The 21,004-nt window shown below is 33.0% G+C and carries 22 protein-coding genes and 1 tRNA gene; 10 read left to right on the forward strand and 13 right to left on the reverse strand.

What is annotated here, in order from left to right; all coding sequences use genetic code 11:
- The first annotated feature begins 53 nt into the window (after positions 1-53).
- The 3 genes from JM82_RS02065 (at position 54) to JM82_RS02075 (ending at position 2,757) form a co-directional block, all read left to right on the forward strand.
- A complete protein-coding gene (locus tag JM82_RS02065) occupies positions 54-416 on the forward strand; it encodes a DUF3703 domain-containing protein (protein ID WP_145000776.1) in 363 nt (120 codons plus the stop codon).
- Entirely contained in the window at positions 413-2,380 is a 1,968-nt protein-coding gene (locus JM82_RS02070; protein ID WP_042247724.1) for a heavy metal translocating P-type ATPase, read from the forward strand. The genes JM82_RS02065 and JM82_RS02070 overlap by 4 nt, the downstream gene beginning before the upstream one ends.
- Before the next feature lie 173 nt (positions 2,381-2,553).
- Positions 2,554-2,757: a DUF2892 domain-containing protein gene (locus JM82_RS02075; protein ID WP_145000778.1), complete on the forward strand. Its 204-nt coding sequence runs from the start codon at positions 2,554-2,556 to the stop codon at positions 2,755-2,757.
- Between the two features lie 45 nt (positions 2,758-2,802).
- Here JM82_RS02075 and JM82_RS02080 read toward each other — a convergent pair whose 3' ends face one another.
- From JM82_RS02080 to JM82_RS02110, 7 genes are all read right to left on the reverse strand, one after another.
- A complete protein-coding gene (locus JM82_RS02080; protein ID WP_145000780.1) occupies positions 2,803-3,078 on the reverse strand; it encodes an ATP-dependent Clp protease adaptor ClpS in 276 nt (91 codons plus the stop codon).
- Positions 3,079-3,173: 95 nt separating this feature from the next.
- Positions 3,174-4,004 carry a M57 family metalloprotease gene (locus tag JM82_RS02085; RefSeq protein ID WP_145000782.1) on the reverse strand — a complete coding sequence of 277 codons (831 nt, stop codon included), beginning with the start codon at positions 4,002-4,004 and terminating at the stop codon, positions 3,174-3,176.
- 235 nt (positions 4,005-4,239) lie between these two features.
- On the reverse strand, positions 4,240-5,079 hold the full coding sequence (prmA, locus tag JM82_RS02090; protein ID WP_145000784.1) for a 50S ribosomal protein L11 methyltransferase: 840 nt from the start codon (positions 5,077-5,079) through the stop codon (positions 4,240-4,242).
- 146 nt (positions 5,080-5,225) lie between these two features.
- Positions 5,226-5,975, reverse strand: a complete 750-nt coding sequence (tpiA, locus tag JM82_RS02095) for a triose-phosphate isomerase (protein ID WP_145000786.1) — start codon at positions 5,973-5,975, stop codon at positions 5,226-5,228.
- An 11-nt stretch (positions 5,976-5,986) separates the two neighbouring features.
- The gene (locus tag JM82_RS02100) at positions 5,987-7,063 is read right to left on the reverse strand and encodes an ABC transporter permease (protein WP_145000788.1); all 1,077 of its coding nucleotides are present in this window, start codon (positions 7,061-7,063) and stop codon (positions 5,987-5,989) included.
- A 98-nt stretch (positions 7,064-7,161) separates the two neighbouring features.
- Positions 7,162-8,490 carry a BT_3928 family protein gene (locus JM82_RS02105; RefSeq protein ID WP_145000790.1) on the reverse strand — a complete coding sequence of 443 codons (1,329 nt, stop codon included), beginning with the start codon at positions 8,488-8,490 and terminating at the stop codon, positions 7,162-7,164.
- Between the two features lie 34 nt (positions 8,491-8,524).
- Complete coding sequence (locus tag JM82_RS02110) at positions 8,525-9,064, reverse strand: DUF1599 domain-containing protein (protein ID WP_145000792.1); 540 nt, start codon at positions 9,062-9,064, stop codon at positions 8,525-8,527.
- A 115-nt stretch (positions 9,065-9,179) separates the two neighbouring features.
- Between JM82_RS02110 and folP the strand changes: the two genes are divergently transcribed.
- From folP to JM82_RS02130, 4 genes are all read left to right on the forward strand, one after another.
- Complete coding sequence (folP, locus tag JM82_RS02115; RefSeq protein ID WP_145000793.1) at positions 9,180-10,004, forward strand: dihydropteroate synthase; 825 nt, start codon at positions 9,180-9,182, stop codon at positions 10,002-10,004.
- Entirely contained in the window at positions 9,997-10,704 is a 708-nt protein-coding gene (locus JM82_RS02120; protein ID WP_145000795.1) for a hypothetical protein, read from the forward strand. Before folP ends, JM82_RS02120 begins: the two co-directional genes overlap by 8 nt.
- Positions 10,705-10,739: 35 nt before the next feature.
- Positions 10,740-11,525, forward strand: a complete 786-nt coding sequence (cdaA, locus tag JM82_RS02125) for a diadenylate cyclase CdaA (RefSeq protein ID WP_145000797.1) — start codon at positions 10,740-10,742, stop codon at positions 11,523-11,525.
- Between the two features lie 73 nt (positions 11,526-11,598).
- A complete protein-coding gene (locus tag JM82_RS02130; RefSeq protein ID WP_145000800.1) occupies positions 11,599-12,000 on the forward strand; it encodes a hypothetical protein in 402 nt (133 codons plus the stop codon).
- 58 nt (positions 12,001-12,058) lie between these two features.
- Here JM82_RS02130 and JM82_RS02135 read toward each other — a convergent pair whose 3' ends face one another.
- Positions 12,059-13,834: an ABC transporter ATP-binding protein gene (locus JM82_RS02135; protein ID WP_145000802.1), complete on the reverse strand. Its 1,776-nt coding sequence runs from the start codon at positions 13,832-13,834 to the stop codon at positions 12,059-12,061.
- The gene (gene truA, locus JM82_RS02140) at positions 13,827-14,576 is read right to left on the reverse strand and encodes a tRNA pseudouridine(38-40) synthase TruA (protein ID WP_145000804.1); all 750 of its coding nucleotides are present in this window, start codon (positions 14,574-14,576) and stop codon (positions 13,827-13,829) included. Before truA ends, JM82_RS02135 begins: the two co-directional genes overlap by 8 nt.
- 154 nt (positions 14,577-14,730) lie before the next feature.
- Here truA and JM82_RS02145 point away from each other — a divergent pair, with 154 nt between their 5' ends.
- Positions 14,731-15,225 (forward strand): metallophosphoesterase family protein, encoded by a 495-nt coding sequence (locus tag JM82_RS02145; RefSeq protein ID WP_145000806.1) that lies wholly within the window; start codon positions 14,731-14,733, stop codon positions 15,223-15,225.
- Between the two features lie 58 nt (positions 15,226-15,283).
- Here the strand turns inward: JM82_RS02145 and JM82_RS02150 are convergent, their stop codons facing one another.
- A complete protein-coding gene (locus JM82_RS02150) occupies positions 15,284-15,697 on the reverse strand; it encodes a DUF4293 domain-containing protein (RefSeq protein ID WP_145000808.1) in 414 nt (137 codons plus the stop codon).
- Positions 15,698-15,957: 260 nt separating this feature from the next.
- Here JM82_RS02150 and rho point away from each other — a divergent pair, with 260 nt between their 5' ends.
- On the forward strand, positions 15,958-17,643 hold the full coding sequence (gene rho / locus JM82_RS02155; RefSeq protein WP_145000810.1) for a transcription termination factor Rho: 1,686 nt from the start codon (positions 15,958-15,960) through the stop codon (positions 17,641-17,643).
- A 319-nt stretch (positions 17,644-17,962) separates the two neighbouring features.
- Here the strand turns inward: rho and rpsT are convergent, their stop codons facing one another.
- The 3 genes from rpsT to proS all read right to left on the reverse strand — a co-directional run bounded on the left by rpsT (position 17,963) and on the right by proS (position 19,941).
- Positions 17,963-18,214, reverse strand: a complete 252-nt coding sequence (gene rpsT, locus JM82_RS02160; RefSeq protein ID WP_028282655.1) for a 30S ribosomal protein S20 — start codon at positions 18,212-18,214, stop codon at positions 17,963-17,965.
- 30 nt (positions 18,215-18,244) lie between these two features.
- Positions 18,245-18,316: transfer RNA gene (locus JM82_RS02165), tRNA-Glu, on the reverse strand.
- Between the two features lie 146 nt (positions 18,317-18,462).
- A complete protein-coding gene (proS, locus tag JM82_RS02170; RefSeq protein WP_145000812.1) occupies positions 18,463-19,941 on the reverse strand; it encodes a proline--tRNA ligase in 1,479 nt (492 codons plus the stop codon).
- Positions 19,942-20,042: 101 nt separating this feature from the next.
- On the opposite strand from proS, the gene JM82_RS02175 reads away from it, so the two are divergent.
- Positions 20,043-20,984, forward strand: a complete 942-nt coding sequence (locus JM82_RS02175; protein WP_145000814.1) for a hypothetical protein — start codon at positions 20,043-20,045, stop codon at positions 20,982-20,984.
- The last annotated feature ends 20 nt before the right edge of the window (positions 20,985-21,004 follow it).

A 21,004-nucleotide genomic window follows, 5' to 3' on the forward strand; every position in this document is an offset into this window, starting at 1 on the left:
ATGCACTTCTGTTGCACTACTAATAGAACTACTTTTAATGAAATTTAAAGGATATGAGGTTGAATATTAAAATACCAAAACATCTAAAACAGGCATATAGTAAAGAGTTAGAGTTATACCGCAATAACTTAGAAATGGAAGAATTTGCTATTGCTTGGTATCATTTAGAAAGAAGTCACATTATAGGTCAATCGTATCCAATGGAGCATACCTATTCACATTGGTTAATGTTGAAATTTGGGTTGATGCAAAAGAATACTAAAGAAGTATTTGGTCAAATAATTAGATTAATCGTTGGTGGTTGGAAGTCGTTTATTAATCACGTGCCATTAGGTAATACAGGAGGTTCAAATGTGCCACCATTAAAACGTATGCCTATACCAAATGACATAATTAACTTATTCAATATCAAATGAAAAAGAAAAAAGTAAACTTAAGAGATATAGACACGCAGAAACATTCTGGTGAGCACAGTCACGATGATGGACACAATCACAGCAGTCCAGAAAGTGTTTCAAAATTCAAGACGTATGTACCTGCTATTTTCAGCTTTGTAATGCTTATGATAGGTATTGCAGTTGATTATTTTGACGCCTTACCATTTTTCAAAGGATGGGTGAGAATTGTATGGTATACAGTGGCGTATATTCCTGTTGGCTTTCCAGTAATTAAAGAAGGCTGGAACAGTATTAAGAATGGAGATTTCTTTACAGAATTCTTCTTAATGTCCATTGCGACTTTAGGTGCATTCGCCATTGGCGAATATCCAGAAGGTGTAGCTGTGATGTTATTTTATGCTGTAGGTGAACTGTTTCAACAAGCCGCAGTGAATCGAGCAAAGGGAAATATCAAGGCATTACTTGATGTGCGTCCTAATGAGGCTTTGGTTTTTCGTAATGGTGATTTTATTTCTGTGAATCCTGAGACTGTAGAAATTGGCGAAAAAATTCAAGTACGCGTAGGAGAAAAAGTGCCTCTTGATGGATTATTACTTTCAGAGAAGGGTTCTTTCAATACCGCTGCTCTTACCGGAGAAAGTAAACCAGATACCGTCCAGAAAGGAGCATCCGTATTTGCAGGAAGTATCAATCTTGATGGAGTTATTGAGGTAGAAGCGACAAAGGAGTTTAAGGACAGTTCTATTGCACGTATCCTAGATATGGTACAGAATGCAACAGCTCGTAAATCTAAAACTGAATTATTCATTAGGAAATTTGCTCGTGTTTATACGCCTATTGTAGTTTTCTTAGCGATAGGTCTCACATTACTTCCTTACTTTTTTGTAGATGATTATGTTTTTAGAGACTGGTTATATCGAGCTTTAATCTTTCTTGTAATCTCCTGTCCTTGTGCATTGGTAATCTCTATTCCGCTGGGATATTTTGGTGGATTGGGAGCAGCATCTCGTAATGGGATTTTATTCAAGGGAGCTTCTTTTCTAGACGCAATGACCCAAGTTAATACCGTTGTGATGGATAAAACTGGAACGGTAACTAAAGGTGTGTTCAAAATAAAGGAAGTTATAAGTGATTCCGCTTTCGCGAAAGCGGACTTTATGAAATACTTAATGGCAATGGAAGAGAAATCCACTCATCCCATTGCTAAAGCCATAATGGAATACAAAGCCGAAGGTGCCGACTATGATGCAACCGAAGTAACTGAAATCGCAGGAAAAGGATTGAAAGGAACCGTAAACGGGAAAACCGTGCTGGTAGGAAACAAAGCTTTAATGACTTCAAACGCTATTGACGTTCCATCAGAAACTGATAGTATTGTTCAATCCATAGTGATGGTCGGAATTGACGGTAAATTTGCTGGTTATGTAACCATTGCAGATGAGTTGAAAGAGGATGCTCATCAAGCCATTAAAGAAATACGTGCGTCAGGTATTATTAAAATTATTATGCTATCGGGCGATAAAGATTCTATTACTCAGCAAGTAGCCAAAGAATTAGGCATCGATTGGGCAAAAGGAGGATTACTCCCAGAAGATAAACTCAACGAAGTAGAAAAACTTAAAGCACAACCAGGCACTAAGGTTGCTTTTATAGGAGATGGAATTAACGATGCACCTGTACTTGCTGCCAGTGATGTAGGAATCGCGATGGGAGGCCTTGGAAGTGATGTTGCTATTGAAACCGCAGATGTCATCATTCAAAATGACCAACCCTCGAAGATTGCACGTGCTATAAAAATAGGACGTTCCACAAGAAGTATTGTTTGGCAGAATATTGTTCTAGCCTTTGGAGTCAAAATTATAGTTCTAATTTTGGGAGCAGGTGGTCTAGCCACAATGTGGGAAGCTGTATTTGCCGATGTGGGTGTAGCATTGCTCGCTATTTTAAATGCCGTTAGGTTGCAAAAAATGAAGTGGGATTAAATCATTAAGATGCTGAATTATTCATAATTATTGATTTTGAGATAATTAGGTTAATATCTTCCTTCAAAAAGTTCGAACTTTGTCCCTTCGAGGTCACGAAAAAAAAAGCAAGCTACTATAGCTTGCTTTTTTTATGACTTATACTTACATTTAGATACTTAACACCTTTTATTATGAAAAAAAATATGGGAGCTTTAGATAAAAGCTTAAGAGTATTAGTTGCTGTACTAATTGCACTATTGTATTATCTAAATGTTATTACCGGAACTCTAGCTTACGTTTTAATGGGTATTGCAATAATATTTTTAATAACCAGCTTTATCAATTTTTGTCCACTTTATACCATATTAGGTATAAACACGTGCAAACGAAAGTAATTACAACAAAAAAAAAGAGTCTTTAAAATTAAAGACTCTTTTTTTTTAAATTATTTCAGCACTTAATCCTGCTTCTAATAACATTGTACATCGTGGTTCTAATTCTTTATAGGCTCCAGTCTTAACTGTACATTGTCCTTTATAATGTACCAAAATTGTACATTGCTCTGCTTGTTCTGGTGTATGATCACAAGCATAAATTAAAGTATCTATGACGTGATCAAACGTATTAACATCGTCATTATAAACAACAATTTCATTATTAGGTTGTTCTAAGGTACTTACCTCGTGTTCTTCTTGTATTTTTTCTTTTGTACTCATACGTACTATTTTTTTTATAAAAGTAAAAAAATATTAGATATAAAAAAAGACTTCTGTCGTCACAGAAGTCTTTTGTAAATTATATCATATTACTTTTAATACATAATTTGAAGCGCATTGATATCGTCAGTTCCAAACTCGCCATCCTCTCCACTACTAAAGCATGCTAGCATAACAGATGTCTCTGGATTATTACCTCCTAAATCTATTGCACCAATAGATCCTGCTCCTTCATTTTGATTTTGACCACAACTAGCTCTATTAAACCAATCTGTGTGTCTAAAACCTATGGAGTGACCAATTTCGTGCGTAATAACATGCTCCACAACATTAGTATCGTAGTTGTCTAAACCATAAATTTGAACAAATTTATGAGGATTACCATTGCTTGGAAAACCTGCAGATCCTCCTGCTCCAGATTGACTAGGATTATGATATACTACCATATCTTTTGAAGAGTAATTAGTCCCAAATGATAATTGAAATGAAATTGAAACTCCGCTTAGCGCATTGTAATTATCAACAGCCCATTGCAAAGCAGTTCTCTCTTTGGTTGATAAGGCATTACTACCACCTGTATATCCAATAATAGTAATGGTTTTACCCTGTGACACTAAATTATTTGTACGATAATTTCGCTCTGATGCTGAAGCATCATCATCTAAGTTTAAAATGTCTTCTTCGCTCATAAAAAGATCACCTTCAACTTCAATCATTTCTTTAGTTGAACCATCAGGAAGCATGAAGTCTACTATTTTAGCATTGTCGGTATTAATTTGTGCTTTTGCCAATTTAGCTAAAAGCTCTGCAGACACTTCTATTGCTGCAACTTCTTCGTCTATAATCGTGTCTTCGTTTTTTTGACATGATTGTAATCCTAGAATAAAACATAGGCTAGCTAAAGCCATAAATTTAATTTTCTTCATTTTTGGTTGAATTTTAAATTAATAAATGGTTTGCTTTACGTAAAATGTTTCACACAATCTTAAAATATTAGTTTAAGGATATTTTGCTATTAATCTTATGTGAGATAATTATCAGGTCAAAGATAATTGTTTAAAAAAGAAGAATCCTGAGGTTTTAACCACAGGACTCTGTTTATTTTTAATAAAATTGTTAAAATTTTATGTATTTAATCGATAATTGTGATTTTAAGCAATTTTACTGCTTCTCAAACTTAAGTGCAACCCAATTATTTTTGGTTAATGTATCCTTTAAAAAAAGTTGATTATTATTACACTCTTTTTCTATCATTGAGATGTCTTCTTGGTAAAAACCACTTAAAAACAAGGTGCCTTTTGCATCCAAACATTTAGAATATGCTGCGATGTCATTTAATAAAATGTTACGATTAATGTTTGCAATAATAGTGTCGTACTTTTTATCTTTTAAAAGTGCTGCTTCCCCTTCGTAAACAGAAATATGTTTACAATTGTTACGCTCCACATTTTCTAAGCTATTTAAGTAGCACCAGTTGTCTATATCTATTGCATCTAATGGTTTTGCTCCTTTCATCTCTGCTAGTATTGCTAAAACAGCTGTACCGCATCCCATATCTAAAACGGACTTATCTGTAAAGTCGTTTTTAAGAATATGCTGGATCATCATGTGTGTGGTTTCATGATGTCCGGTTCCAAAACTCATCTTTGGCTCGATGATAATATCGTATTGTGTGTCAAACTTATCATGAAATGGTGCACGTACTGCACACATATCATCAACCACTATTGGGTTAAAGTTTTTCTCCCACTCTTCGTTCCAATTGGTTTGCTCAATTTCGTCAAAGGTATAGGTGATTTCAAACTCGTCCGACTTTAATATTTGGATATCGTCCAAAATGGAAGCGTTATATTCTTCTTTTTGAATGTATGCTGTAACCCCTTCTTCGGTTTCTACAAAACTTTCAAATCCTGCGTAACCTAGTTCTGCTATCAGGATTTCTGTTCCTGGTTGCATGGGTTGCACTTTAAAGTAATACCCTATGTAAATAATATTTGACATTATAATTTGTACTGTATTTTGCAGATTAGCCTGCGTTAGCGGTTGTAGTGGCATCCTTTTTTTGCTGCCACATATGGCAAAAAAAGATATAACGGAAGACGCGACCCTTGTGGTAACGCCCAAATTATTTTAATTTTTATTGTTATTTAAAAGGCATTTACGATTGCGTAAAAATCTTCGGCTTTTAAGGCTGCTCCTCCAATTAATCCACCATCTACGTCTGGTTTTGAGAAAATTTCTTTGGCGTTTGCTGGTTTTACACTCCCTCCGTAAAGGATAGTCATGTCATCTGCAACTTGGTTACCGTATTTGTCGTTTAATGTTTTACGGATAAATTTGTGCATGTCTTGTGCTTGTTCTGGACTTGCTGTTTCTCCTGTTCCGATTGCCCATACAGGCTCATAAGCCAACACGATATTTTTGAATGTTGAAGCGTCTAAATGAAACAATGCGTTTTTGATTTGACTTTCTACCACTGCTTCGTGGTTTGCTGCTTTACGGTCTGCTAGCTCTTCTCCAAAACAGAAAATTACGCGTAAGTCTTTAGATAAGGCTTGGTCTACTTTTTTAGCTAAAATAGCATCGTCTTCGTTAAAATATGCACGACGCTCTGAGTGACCCAAAATTACTGTTTGGATACCTACGCTTTTAAGCATGTCTGCACTTACCTCTCCTGTGTATGCACCATTTTCTGCGAAGTGCATGTTTTGTGCAATAACCTCGATATCGTCATGTCTTGTAGCTTCAAAAGCATGCCATAAGTTGGTAAATGTTGGCGCAATCATAACCTCTGCATTAGATGTTTTTGTTTGTCTTTTTAAATCTGAAATTAATGCTTCTGATTGTGGTAAATCGTTATTCATTTTCCAATTTCCGGCTACTATGTTTTTTCTCATGACGTTACGTTTTATTCTAATTTAACTTTTGGATCTAACCAAGTGTATATTATATCTACAAAAATATTAATTATTATGAATAGTAAGGCTATTATTAACACAGATCCCATAATTACAGGTAAATCTAAGGTGTTAAGTGCGTTTACAATTTCTTTTCCTAATCCGTTCCAACCAAAAATATACTCCACAAACACTGCGCCTGCTAGCATACTTGCAAACCAACCTGAGATTGCAGTTACTACTGGGTTTAATGCGTTTTTAATAGCGTGTTTTTTAATAATCTGAAACTCTGATAAGCCTTTTGCTCTGGCTGTCCTGATATAATCTTGATTAAGTACTTCTAATAGGGAGTTGCGCATTAATTGTATCACGACTGCTAATGGCCTTATCCCTAATACGATTGCTGGTAGGATTAAGTTTTTCCATTTTACGTGCATTTTTTCGCCAAAATCATCCAACTCGTAAAGACTTCCTGTCATTTCTAGATTGGTGTATTTATGCAATACAAATCCAAATAACCATGCAAATAATATGGCGCTGAAAAAGGATGGTACACTCATACCTAAGGTACTTAATATTTGAATGGTTTTATCTAAAAAAGTATCTTTTTTTAATGCAGAAACCACGCCTAATATAACACCTAAAAAGATTGCGATTAGTATTGCTGAAACTGCCAATACAAACGTATTGGGTAACGTCTCTGATAATACTTGGCTTACTTTTTTACCTTGCTTTGTAAAAGACTCGCGTAGGTATGGAAATTTAACAACCATTGTAGTATTGCCAATTGCAAATAGTTGTGTTGCTGCGTATTTATTTTGACTTAAATAAGTGTAGTCACCTTCTGTTTTTGAGTGAAATGATACTGGAGACAAATCGTTTAAATAATACAAATATTGCGTTGCAACAGGCTTATCAAAACCGTATTTTTTTTTGATAATTGCTAGTTGCTGACTATCCTCATTTTGACCCAACATCATTTGTGCTGGATCTCCTGGAAGCACACTAAATAATAAGAATATAACGGTTATTACACCAAATAATGTAAGTAATGCGTAACCTGTTTTATTTAGAAGGTATGTTGTCAGTGGGTATATTTATTTTAAATACGTTGTTTTACTGTTTTACAAATTAATGTGTTTCCAGATATAATTTGCTTATGCTTTACAAATCAATAGAAGTTATGTTATTCTGTTTTTTTTGTTACAATTTTTACAATACTTGTGTAATTTTTACCAGTAGCTGTGTTTATTGAATCAATAACTGTTTTAACCTCTGAAGCTCCTTTAAAAACAGATACCTTTTCAATTTGATCTTCACTTAACTGTAAAGCTTCAAATGCTTCTTTATTTAAAACTTTATCATCAACTACATGTGCTGTTCCATCATCTATAACCTTAGGTGCTGGTCTATCTACTTTTGGTAGTTCTAATTGATCAATATCATTCCAATGTACTTTTTGGATGATGGTCCCTTTTTCTAATTTTAATAATCCTGGATTAGAACGGATGATTGTTTTTAAAGCAGTCTCGTCACAGAAATAATACTCAAAACCTAATTTATAATTTGAGATTACACCATTTGCCTCATCTGGTCCAGATGCTGTTAAACCAATAACGTCATAACCATTTGCGATTGCTTTATCTGTAATTTGTTTTACAGCCATTAAACCATCACTTTCAGATTTTGCTAAGTTGTAATTAACTACCAATAGTACATTTGGTCGCGTTAGGATGTCCTGAGTAAAATCCTCACCATCTTTTTCAATTGAAAAATCATGGATTGGTGGCTCATAACCTTCCGATATTGTTTTTGTTGTCACTGTAAGATATTCTCCTGGAGATTCAGGGTATGAACCGTCTGTTATATATTGTTTTTCTGTACCATTTTCATTAAACGTCCACGTATACTCAATTACTGGTTGTGGTGCATCATCTGGCACAATCATGTTATCTGTAATGTTGTTTCCTATTTTAAATGGTCTAAAATCAATACTTGGTAAATGCCTTAACACATGGTAAGCAAAACCTAAACAAGCTATAAAACTTAATAAAGACAAAATAGTGGTAGCTAGTTTACCAAAAAATGGCTTAACGTATTTTATTCCAAAGAAAATAATTAAAATTAAAACTAATAGAAAAACATCTTTACCGAAGCTTTCCCATGGATCCATTTTCATAGCATCACCAAAGCAACCACAGTCTTTTACTTTATCAAAGTACGCTGAGTAAAAGGTTAAAAATGTGAAGAATATTATCATTAATAATAAACTCCAAATTGTAAATTTAGGTTTATATCCAATAATTAAAAATATACCTAAAAGCACCTCAAAAACGACAACTATTATTGAAATCCCTAAAGCATAAGGAATAAAAAATGGTAAATCTAAAACGGTTGGCCCAAAATATTCTTCTAATTTAAAAGCAAATCCGATTGGATCATTAAGCTTTATAAATCCTGAAATAATAAAAAATATACCAACAAATATTCTTAAAAAACCGACTATGTATTTCATAACTATATATAAATATCAAATTGCAAAAGCAATTTTATTGTTCTGTTAAATGTATCATTGCAAAAATGGCGTAATTAATCATGTCTTGATAATTAGCATCAATGCCTTCACTTACTATTGTTTTACCTGAATTATCTTCAATTTGCTTAACACGTAATAATTTTTGTAAAATTAAATCGGTTAAACTACTAACACGCATGTCTCTCCAAGCCTCTCCATAATCATGGTTTTTGTCCTTCATTAACTGCTTTGTTGCTTTTACTTGTTCGTCATATAAAACAGTCGCTTCTTCGACTTCCAAATCTGGCTGCTCTACCACTCCTTTTTGGAGTTGTATTAATGCCATAATACAATAGTTGATAATCCCGATAAATTCGCTTTGCTCACCTTCGTCAACTTTACGCACATCGTTTTGTTGCAAACCTCTAATACGTTGTGCTTTTATAAAAATTTGATCGGTTAATGATGGTAAACGTAAAATTCGCCATGCACTACCATAATCTGTCATTTTATTAATAAAAAGGTCACGACAGGTTTTTATTACAGCATCGTATTGTTTTGAAGTATCTTGCATATTTGATAAACTCTAATTGAATTTTGCGTAAATTTCGCATAAAATTATTTAAAGTTCAAGGTTTAGGGTTTAAAGTTTTACTAACGTTATCCCAACACCATATTTAAGTGTATCAATGACAATAAATTGTAAAGGCAAACTTATAGATTTAAGTACTCCAAAAGTAATGGGTATTTTAAATGTAACACCAGATTCTTTTTTTGATGGTGGACGTTATAAAGATGAAACTTCAATAATAAAACAAGTAGAAAACATGCTAAATGAAGGTGCCACGTTTATTGACGTTGGTGCTTACAGCTCAAGACCAAATGCGCCATTTGTAAGTGAAGACGAAGAATTGCAACGCATTGTACCAATAATAAAACTTTTGGTTGGTCATTTTCCAGATATTATAATATCTGTGGACACCTTTAGAAGTCAAGTAGCAAAAGCAACTATTATTGAAGGTGCTGCTTTAATTAATGATATTTCGGCAGGTTTATTAGATGACAACATGCTACCAATTATTGCCGACTTACAAGTCCCATATATAATGATGCATATGCGTGGTACACCACAAACTATGCAAACACTAACCCAATACAGCAACTTAATCAAGGATATTAATTTTTATTTTTCAGAACGTATCGCCAAAGCGCGCGAATTGGGTATTATAGATTTAATTTTAGATCCTGGTTTTGGTTTTGCTAAAACTTTAGAACAAAATTTTGAACTTTTAAGTAAGTTTGAATTATTAAATATTGCAGAATTGCCAGTATTAGCAGGTATATCCAGAAAATCTATGATTTACAAAACCATAGATACTACAGCAGCAAATGCTTTAAACGGAACAACCGCTTTACACGTGATTGCACTACAAAAAGGAGCTAAAATTTTGCGCGTGCACGATGTAAAAGAAGCTAAAGAATGTATCACACTATATAACAAATTACATGCTTAACAGATTTATATTTATTACTGTACTATTTTTATTTTTTTCTTGCGGAAACGAAAAAGTAATACAACTACCAGAAATACAAAATGCAGAAATAACTCAGATTTTAGACGTCTCTCCTGCTTATATTTTTTATGATGAAACCAAACAAGATAGTGTTGAGTTAAACCGAAAAAACTTAATTATTTCTACTAACTGGTTAGTAAACGTTGACAAGCGCTTAACATTAGAACAAGCGTTACCATCTATAATAAAACTACAAGAGAAGAAGCGTAATGCAACCTTGCATAAAAATGAAAAAGCTAGAAATTATTACACTTGTAATGATACTAGTATTAAAAATTTAGGCTTTATTGATTTTACTGAAGTTGTTTATCGTTTAAATTACTCTGAAACTAATTCTGAAGATATTGAAATAGATGATAACTCATTTGACATAAATCTTATTATCAATAGCCTTGAAGACATTACTATAAATTCTTTTATTATTTCAGGAGAAACGAATTTGAATCAATTGAATAATTATCTAAAAGAAAAACTTAACGTGTTTAATCTTGACGACAAGGATCATGGAGGCGACTTTTACAATGTTCAAATACTTTTCAATAAAAATTTAAGTTTCCAAGATTACATATCTATAAAATCAAAATTAATGCGTTTAAAAAATGAAAGAACCGTTATTAATAAAATCGAGCAGATCTTTTAACCCAATTTTACTAATTTTACAAAAACCGCTTTTCGTTGGAAATATTTAAAGACATTTTAAAATTTAGTTGGATTGACATGATAGATGTTGTGCTTGTTGCACTGCTACTTTATTACGTATACAAGCTAGTTAAAGGGACTGTAGCCATTAATATTTTTATTGGTATTGTGGTTATCTACTTTATTTACTTGACGGTTGAAGCCTTACAAATGGTTTTACTTACCAAGATTTTAGGAGGTTTTATTAGTGTCGGATTTATTGCTTTAATTATTGTATTTCAGCAGGAAGTAAGAAAGTTTTTATTAATGGTTGGATCTACAAACTTTGCTAGTCGACGCAAGTTTTTAAGTCAGTTAAAGTTTTTAAAGATAGAACAAGGTACATCCACAGATATTGATGCTATAATCTCTGCTTGCAATAAAATGAGCAGTTCTAAAACTGGTGCTTTAATTGTTTTGGAGCGTAATAATAATCTTGATTTTTTAGCCAATACAGGTGACGAAATGAATATTAAAGTTACACAACCAATTATAGAAAGTATCTTTTTTAAAAATAGTCCACTACACGATGGCGCCATTATTATACAAGATAATATTGTTAAAGCAACACGTGTTATTTTACCTGTAAACAACGAGAAAAACATTCCGCAACGTTTTGGATTACGTCATCGTGCTGCTGTTGGTGTTACAGAGCGTACTGACGCTATTGCAATTGCAGTAAGTGAAGAAACTGGACAGATTTCATGCTTTAGAAATGGCGAATTCCTTCCGTTTGAAAACACTATTGAATTAGCTCAAATTTTGAAAGATGATTTAGAGTAGGTCTTATTTCTATTCTGTTAAACATTTTATTCTACAACCATTTTATGCGTTTTCACCTTAATTAAAAATTATAATGAACATTATTTATAACGAAAAAGAAAATACCATAGACATTAAAGATGGATTAAAGTCTCAATATTTTATGATAAAAGCTTTGATGATTTTAAACCTATTAAACGCTATTCTTAACGTTTCTTATATTAGTGAAAGCGGAATTGGTTTTATGCAAATAATCTGGCTTATATTAGGATTAGTATCCATAGTAGTCCTATATTTTTTCATTTTTAAAAAATCAAGTCAAGAAAAAATTGATACAAAAACAATTGTTAGTTTGACAGAAAAAAAAGTCTTTGGTGCAAAACGATTATCACTACAATTAACCAATGGAAAACATCGTGATTTGGCTTACTTAAAATCTTCTGAAGAAATTATTAAAGTAAAAAAAATGCTTAGTAAATTAGGCATCTCTGCTTAATTATAATATAATCAACTAAATACTAGTTACTTTTCTATATTATTTGGTTTATCAAAAATTAACTAGCCACCTTTTCTGCTTGCAAAAACTGTACTTCGTATAAGTTTTTATAATAGCCATTTTCTTTTTTAAGCAACTCGGCATGTGTTCCTTGCTCTACAATTAAACCAGCATCCATAACAATAATATTATCTGCTTTTTGGATAGTTGCTAATCTGTGTGCAATAACTATAGAGGTACGACCTTTAGTAATTTTCTCTGTTGCTGTTTGTATTAATTGTTCTGAATACGAATCCACAGATGACGTTGCTTCATCTAATACCAAAATACTTGGGTTAGTTACATAGGCACGTAAAAAAGAGATTAATTGGCGTTGTCCAGAAGACAACATAACACCTCTTTCCTTTACATTGTAATGGTAACCATTTGGAAGACTCATTATAAAATCATGTATCCCAATATCCTTAGCTGCTTTGACCACATCAGCTTCGGTAATATTTGGATTACTAAGTGTAATATTGTTTAAAATGGTATCTGCAAACAAAAACACATCTTGAAGCACTACTGCTATTTGCTGTCTTAAAGAGACTAATGTATACTCTTTAATATCTATATTATCCACTGCTATGCTACCCGAATTAATTTCGTAAAAACGGTTTAACAAGTTAATAACTGTACTTTTTCCTGCTCCTGTAGCACCAACAATAGCAACCGTATCTCCAACATTAACATTAAAACTGATCCCTTTTAAAACTTCTTCATCCTCCACATAACTAAAGTGTACATTTTTAAAATTAATAGCTCCTTTAAAGTTATCTGCTATTAAGTTTCCAGCATTATCAATATGCGATGTTGTATCTAATATTTTAAATACACGATTTGAGGCAATCATACCCATTTGCAGCGTATTAAACTTATCTGCTATTTGACGTAATGGTCTAAACAACATTGGGATCATGGTAATAAACATAAATAAATCTCCAGGTGTAACATTACTACCTTCAACTAAAATATTTAAACCACCAAACCACACCACTAAACCTGTTGTTAGCGATCCTAAAAATTCTGCAATCGGAAAAAATATCGAGTTATACCAAACCGTTTTTAACCACGCTTTTTTATGACGATTATTAATTTCTTTAAAGTTTTTATACTCGGTATCTTCTCTTGTAAACAGTTGTAAAATTTTCATACCTGTTACACGCTCCTGCACAAACGAATTTAGGTTAGAGACCTCATTACGTACATCTTCAAACGCACGTTTCATGTAACGCTGAAAAATTTTAGTTGCAAATAAAACAATTGGTAAGGTCACAAATACAATTAAACTTAATTGCCAGTTGTAATATAACATTGCACCAGATATAACAACCATAACTAATAAATCTCTAACAATGGTAAATAAACCATCACCAAAAACAGATGCAATACGTTCCATATCTGTAACAGCTCTTGTTATTAAAACACCTACTGAAGAGGTGTTAAAATATTTCATCCTGAAGCTTAAAATATGGTCAAATAGTTTAACACGTATGTCTTTTACCATTTTTAAGCCTAACCAAGACGAGTAAAATATAAAAAACAATTGTAGCAAAACTTGTGCTACCAATAGCACAACCATTAATACTATAAGATATACAAAACCACTGTAATCTTTTTTAACAAGATGCTCGTCAATAATTTCTCTAAGTAAAACAGGTGTTGCAATACTTAAAGCACCTAAAATTAAAACAGACACTATTAATGCGTAAAAAACGGTTCTGTAAGGTTTTGTGTATTTAAACAAACGTTTAAATAGTTGTAAATCAAAAATGTTTTCTTTAGTCTTAGTCATTTAATTTTATAGTATCAGGATACTCAACTTTTATTAGATATAAACCTTTAGCAGGTACGGAATAACCAGCTTCACTTCTATTTTTAGATTGTATTATTGTATGCATGTCGTTAACTTCCAACTTACCAATACCAATATTTATTAGCGTACCAACAATTGCTCTAACCATATTACGCAAAAAACGATCTGCTTTAATTGTAAAATGAATTTCGTCCTCTACCACATCCCATTTTGCCTCCATAATATCACAATTATAGGTATGTACATCTGTATTAGACTTACTAAAGCACTGAAAATCTGTGTAATCAAATAATATTTTAGTCGCTTGATTAAGCTTATCAATATCTAAAGACTGTTTTAAAAAATAAGTCTGATCAAAATTAAAAGGACTTTTCCTTAACGCAATTCTATAAACATAAGCTCTGCTAGTTGCATGAAAACGAGCATGAGCGTCTGGTATTACCTTAAATATGGACTGAATAGCCACATCTTTAGGTAAAAAAGAATTTAATTTATACTGCAACGTGTCAATTTTAAATGCAACATCTGTATCCATATGAGCAAACAACTGTTTGGCATGTACACCTGCATCTGTACGTCCTGCTCCCATAACAGTAATAGTTTCTCCTAAAATAGTTGATAGTGCTTTTTCTAAAACTTCTTGTACAGATATAGCGTTGGGCTGATTTTGCCAACCATGATAATTTGTTCCGTTATAAGCGAGTTCTATAAAATAGCGCAAGAAAGCTGTATTTTTACATTCTAAAAAGCAAAGATAATACAAACACAGAAGCTTCAACTCACAAGCCTAAAGTTTTAAGAATAGTTTACAAAAAAATAAATTTAAGTTTAGCACTTTTGCAGAAACAGATCCGCCCGAAAAAATTTTGGAATAAATGAAAAAAATATTACTACTATCAGACACACATAGTCATATAGATGATGCTGTACTTAGTCACGTCAAACAAGCTGACGAAGTCTGGCATGCTGGAGATATTGGTGACCTTAAAGTTACAGATGCTATTAAAGCATTAAAACCACTTCGTGCTGTTTGGGGTAACATTGATAATAATAAAGCTAGAGCTGAATTCCCTGAAAACAATCGGTTTACTATTGAAGGTGTTGATGTTTGGATTACACACATTGGAGGATATCCAAATAGATACAATATTAGGGTAAGAGAGGAAATTACTAAAAATCCACCTAAATTATTTATTTGTGGACACTCACATATATTAAAAGTAATACAGGATAAAAAACTAGGTTTATTACACATGAATCCAGGAGCAATTGGCATCCATGGTTTTCATAATGTACGTACCATGTTACGCTTTACCATTGATAATGGTAAAATTGAAAATCTAGAAGTTATTGAATATCCAAGAAAATAAAAAAACCGAAGCTTTCGCTTCGGTTTTTTCTCGCACTAATACTACTAAGATGTTAGGTTTAACGTAGACGATCTACAGATTTTACAAGATCTTCATCCTTCTTAATGGCTCTATTTGATAAAATCAAAAAGACGATAGAAATAACAGGGAGGAAAATCGCAACACCTTTCTCTGAAACATCATTTGCTTCTCCAGATGCATTTAGTATTCGATACACGAAAAATCCTAGTAAAATTAAATTTAATATCTGATTAAGTCGTCCCAGCATAAATTGAGACTTTCTATTTTTAAAGCTAAATATTGAAACTAATGCTAATAACGCTGATGCCAAAAACAAACCAAAAACAAGTAGCTCATCTTTTGCAAACACAACAACCTCATTAGTTGTTGTCCATAACTCAAAGACAAAAATAAGTCCACCAGAAATTGCAGCAACAATTAATAAATATATGGTTTGTATACGTTGTAACATATTAAAGTTTCAAATGGTATGAATGACAAAAATATAGTTTCTTTTATTATAAATGAAACATACATCATTAAAAATTTAGACAATTATTAAAATGAATAAACATTAGTACTTAAATAAAAAATTAAAATAAAAGTTGTATAATTGCGTAACGGTTTGCAACACTCACACTAGCAAGACGTTAATTCTTCAGAAGTATATCTTATTTTCTTCAAGAAATAATCAATTCAAATTACATCAACACATAAGTTAATTCAACATCAATGTTTGAAATCTCACAATTAAAAGAAATGAAGCTACCTGAATTGCAGGATATAGCTAAAAAACTGAATGTCTCAAAGTTTCGTTCATTAAAAAAATTAGATTTAGTATATCAAATACTAGATAAGCAAGCAGCAGACCCAAAAGCTGTTTTAGAAGTAAAAAAAGAGGATACACCTGTCAAAAAAGCACCTGCTAAAACAGAAGCTTCAAAAAAGCCAGCTACGCAAAAACCAAAAAGAGCTAGAGTTAGTAAACCTGCACAACAAAAGGACAACACTAAGCAACCTCAATTAGATTTAAAACCTGAGGCAGAAGCAAAATCAGAGGTTGGAGATAAAACACCTGCAACAAAAGCACCTGCTAAACCACAACCAAAAAAACCGGTTCATAATCATCAAAAAAATAAGCAATCTAACGACAATAAAGATGATAAACAAGGTGACAACAAGCAACCTAATCGACCAAAACATAACAACCAAAAGAATCAAAAAAATAACAATCAAAAAAATGGTAACCAACATAACGGTAACAAAGACAGTCGTAACCGTTACAGAGAACCAGATTTTGAATTTGACGCAATAATAGAAAGCGAAGGAGTCTTAGACATCATGCAAGATGGCTATGGTTTTTTGCGTTCTTCAGATTATAATTACCTTTCATCACCAGATGATATTTATGTATCACAATCTCAAATCCGTTTATTTGGATTAAAAGTAGGAGATACAGTATTAGGTCAAGTAAGACCACCAAAAGAAGGCGAAAAATATTTCCCTTTAATTAAAGTAAGCAAAATAAATGGTCAAAACCCAAATGTGGTTAGAGACCGTGTTGCTTTTGAGCATTTAACACCATTATTTCCTCAAGAAAAATTCAATATTGCAGAAAAGCAAGCGACTATTTCTACACGAATTATGGACCTGTTTGCACCAATAGGCAAAGGACAACGTGGTATGATAGTATCACAACCAAAAACAGGTAAAACAATGCTTTTAAAGGATGTTGCCAATGCAATTGCTGCAAACCATCCTGAAGTATACCAAATGATATTACTAATTGACGAGCGTCCTGAAGAAGTAACAGACATGCAACGTAATGTGCGTGGAGAAGTTATTGCTTCTACTTTTGATAAAGAAGCGCATGAGCATGTAAAAATTGCTAACATCGTATTAGAAAAAGCAAAACGATTGGTAGAATGTGGACATGATGTAGTAATCTTATTAGATTCAATCACACGTTTAGCCAGAGCATACAACTCCGTACAACCAGCATCAGGAAAAATACTTTCTGGAGGTGTAGATGCAAACGCATTACACAAACCAAAACGTTTCTTTGGAGCTGCACGTAACATAGAAAATGGAGGGTCACTAACTATTATTGCAACAGCATTAACAGAAACAGGATCTAAAATGGACGAGGTTATCTTTGAAGAATTTAAAGGTACCGGAAATATGGAGCTACAATTAGACCGTAAAATATCTAACCGTCGTATTTTCCCTGCAATTGATTTAACATCATCAAGTACACGTCGTGACGACATATTACTAGATGCTTCCACAATCCAACGTATGTGGGTAATGCGTAAATACCTTGCAGACATGAACCCTGTAGAAGCTATGGAATTTATAAACGACCGCTTTAAACAAACCAGAAACAACGAAGAGTTTTTAATCTCAATGAATGGTTAAACACTAAAAACATAAACTAAAAAAAAAGCCTTAACAATCGTTAAGGCTTTTTTATGCACTAGAGTAAACTCTTAAGTTTAGCAGTTTTTAATTTTAGGGCGTTACCTATATCCTGATTTAAGATCAGGTTATAGGTCGCGTCATCCGTTACAAGTTTTGGCTCAAAGCGCAAGCTCGCCAAAAGCTATCCACTACTACCGCTAACGCAACACCAAAGGACGGTATCTTCATTAAAAAACAAAGACTACCAAAATATAAGGCACAAAAAAAGTGCTTCATTAAATGAAGCACTTATAATTTTATAGAAACTAAAAGCTAATTATAAAGCAGCTACGTGCTTAGCTAAACTAGACTTTAAGTTAGAAGCTTTGTTAGTGTGAATAACATTTTTCTTAGCTAATCTATCTAACATAGATACTACAGAAGGAAATAAAGCTTCAGCTTCTTTCTTGTCTTCTAATTCACGTAATTTTTTAATAGCATTACGTGTAGTCTTATGTTGGTACTTATTTAACAAACGCTTAGCTTCGTTACTTCTGATTCTTTTTAAAGTTGACTTATGATTTGCCATTTTTGTTTCCTTATTTTTTTATAAAAATTGTAGCCCGTAGGGGAATCGAACCCCTCTTACATGGATGAAAACCATGCGTCCTAGCCGATAGACGAACGGGCCATTTGATTATTGAGAGCGCAAATATAAAACATATTTTTTAAACTTACAACCCTTTCAAATAACTTAGCAACGTTTCCATTGCGGGTGCAAATATACAACTATATTTAAGTGTTGCAACAATTTTTATAAAAAAAATTAAAAAAAAATTAATACGCTTTTGCAAACAATACGCGACGTGCTGATTCTCTGCCAGTAAGCACACAAATTCCTTTTTCAATTTTTCCTTCTAAAGGCATACATCTAATCGTAGCTTTGGTAATTTCTTTAATTTTATCTTCAGTTTCTGCAGTTCCATCCCAATGCGCAGAGATAAATCCACCCTTTTCTTCTAAAACTTTTTTAAATTCCTCAAAAGTATCTACTTCTGTGATGTGATTATCTCTGTAAGTTTTAGCTTTATTAAATAAAGTGTCTTGTATTTCTGTCATTAATCCTTCAACCTTATCAATTAAACCATCCAATGCAACAACCTCTTTAGTTAATGTATCACGTCTAGCAAGCTCCACTGTTCCATTTTCTAGATCTCTTGATCCTATTGCTATTCTTAAAGGCACACCTTGTAATTCATGCTGTGCAAACTTAGCTCCAGGTCTATGCGTGTCTCTATTATCAAACTTAACAGAAATGTTTTTACTCCTTAGGTCTTTCATTATGCCATTTACCACTTCGGTAATAGCTTCTAATTGTTCGTCGGTCTTATATATAGGAACAATAACTACTTGATTAGGCGCTAAATTTGGAGGTAAGACTAAACCATGATCATCACTATGCGTCATTATTAATGCTCCCATTAATCTAGTAGACACTCCCCAAGATGTTGCCCATACATAATCCTGTTTCCCTTCTTTTGATGTAAACTTCACATCAAATGCTTTTGCAAAATTCTGCCCTAAAAAGTGAGACGTACCAGCTTGTAAAGCTTTTCCATCCTGCATTAATGCCTCAATACAATACGTTTCATCAGCACCTGCAAAACGCTCACTTTCGGTTTTCAATCCTTGTATTACTGGTATAGCCATAAAGTTTTCAGCAAAAGTGGCATATATATTATTCATTAATTCTGCTTCTGTGATTGCTTCTGCTTTAGTAGCATGTGCTGTATGACCTTCTTGCCATAAAAACTCAGCTGTTCTTAAAAACAAACGCGTACGCATTTCCCAACGTACCACATTAGCCCATTGATTGATTAATAAAGGTAAATCTCTGTAAGATTGAATCCATCCTTTATATGTATTCCAAATTATAGCTTCACTAGTTGGCCTTACAACTAACTCCTCCTCTAGCTTAGCATTAGGGTCCACTCGTAATTTACCTGGATTATCTGGATCGTTTTGTAATCTATAATGTGTAACGACTGCACATTCTTTAGCAAAACCTTCAGCATTTTTTTCTTCTGCTTCAAATAAGCTCTTAGGCACAAATAAAGGGAAGTATGCATTTTGATGACCTGTCTCTTTAAACATTCTATCTAACTCCGCTTGCATCTTTTCCCAAATAGCAAACCCATAAGGTTTAATAACCATACATCCTCTTACTGCTGAGTTTTCTGCTAAATCAGCTTCTACCACCAGTTCATTATACCATTTGGAATAATTTTCTGCTCTACTTGTTAGTTTTTTACTCATATATAGTCTTTTGGCACAAAAATTGTGATTATGTTAAATAATAAAATAGTTGGACAAAACTAACTATTTTTGTAATGTTCAACAATTAAAAACAACACGATATGAAATTAATTAACTACTTAACTAATAAAGTACAGGTTTTTACTGTTCTTTTCACTGCTTTAGCATTAAGTTCTTGCGGTTCTTACCAATATGTTGGACAAACTACTGATGGCATATATGATACTGGAACTGAAAACAGACAGTATGAGTCTGAGGCTATACCTGCAGAAAATAATAATGACTATTACTCTAATTATTTTAAAGAAAAAGCTGATGAAGCAGAAATATATAGTCAGACTGAAGAAATATTTACTGACGTTGACACTTATCAAGGTAACTATGATGATTCTATAGAAGTCACTGAACAGAATGCAGGTTGGGGAGCGACTAATAGTAATGTTATAATCAACATACACGATACTGGTTTTTACAACGACTATGGATGGGGTTGGAACAGACCTTGGGGTTGGAATGGATGGTATAATTGGGGATGGAACAGTCCTTATTCTTGGAGATATGGTTGGGGATGGAACAATAGTTTTTACAACTCTTACTGGAGATCACCATACTACGGTTTTAATAATTTTGGTTATGGTTATGGTTATGGATATAGCTATACCAATGGTTACCATAGAAGAGGCATATCATACAATTCCGGAAGAAGAGGTTCACTTGTTAACAGAAACTCTGTTTTAAGTTCAAGATACTCAAGAAATTCAGCTGTTAGACCAAGAACAAATACTACAACTAGACCTAGAACAAGTACTACAAGACCAAGAACGAATTCTACTTCTAAACCTAGATTAAATACAACTAGACCAAGAACTAATACTTCAACTCCTAGACCAAGAACAAATACATCGACGCCTAGACCAAGAACAAATACATCAACTCCAAGAAGTAACAATTCTACACCAAGAAGCATCTCTACACCTAGATCAAGCACTCCTTCTAGAAGTCGATCTACTTCTGGAGGTAGCTCAAGAAGAGGAAGAGGTTAAAATACAAAATCAAATTTGCT

The sequence above is a fragment of the Olleya sp. Hel_I_94 genome (genome assembly GCF_007827365.1).
GTDB lineage: Bacteria > Bacteroidota > Bacteroidia > Flavobacteriales > Flavobacteriaceae > Olleya.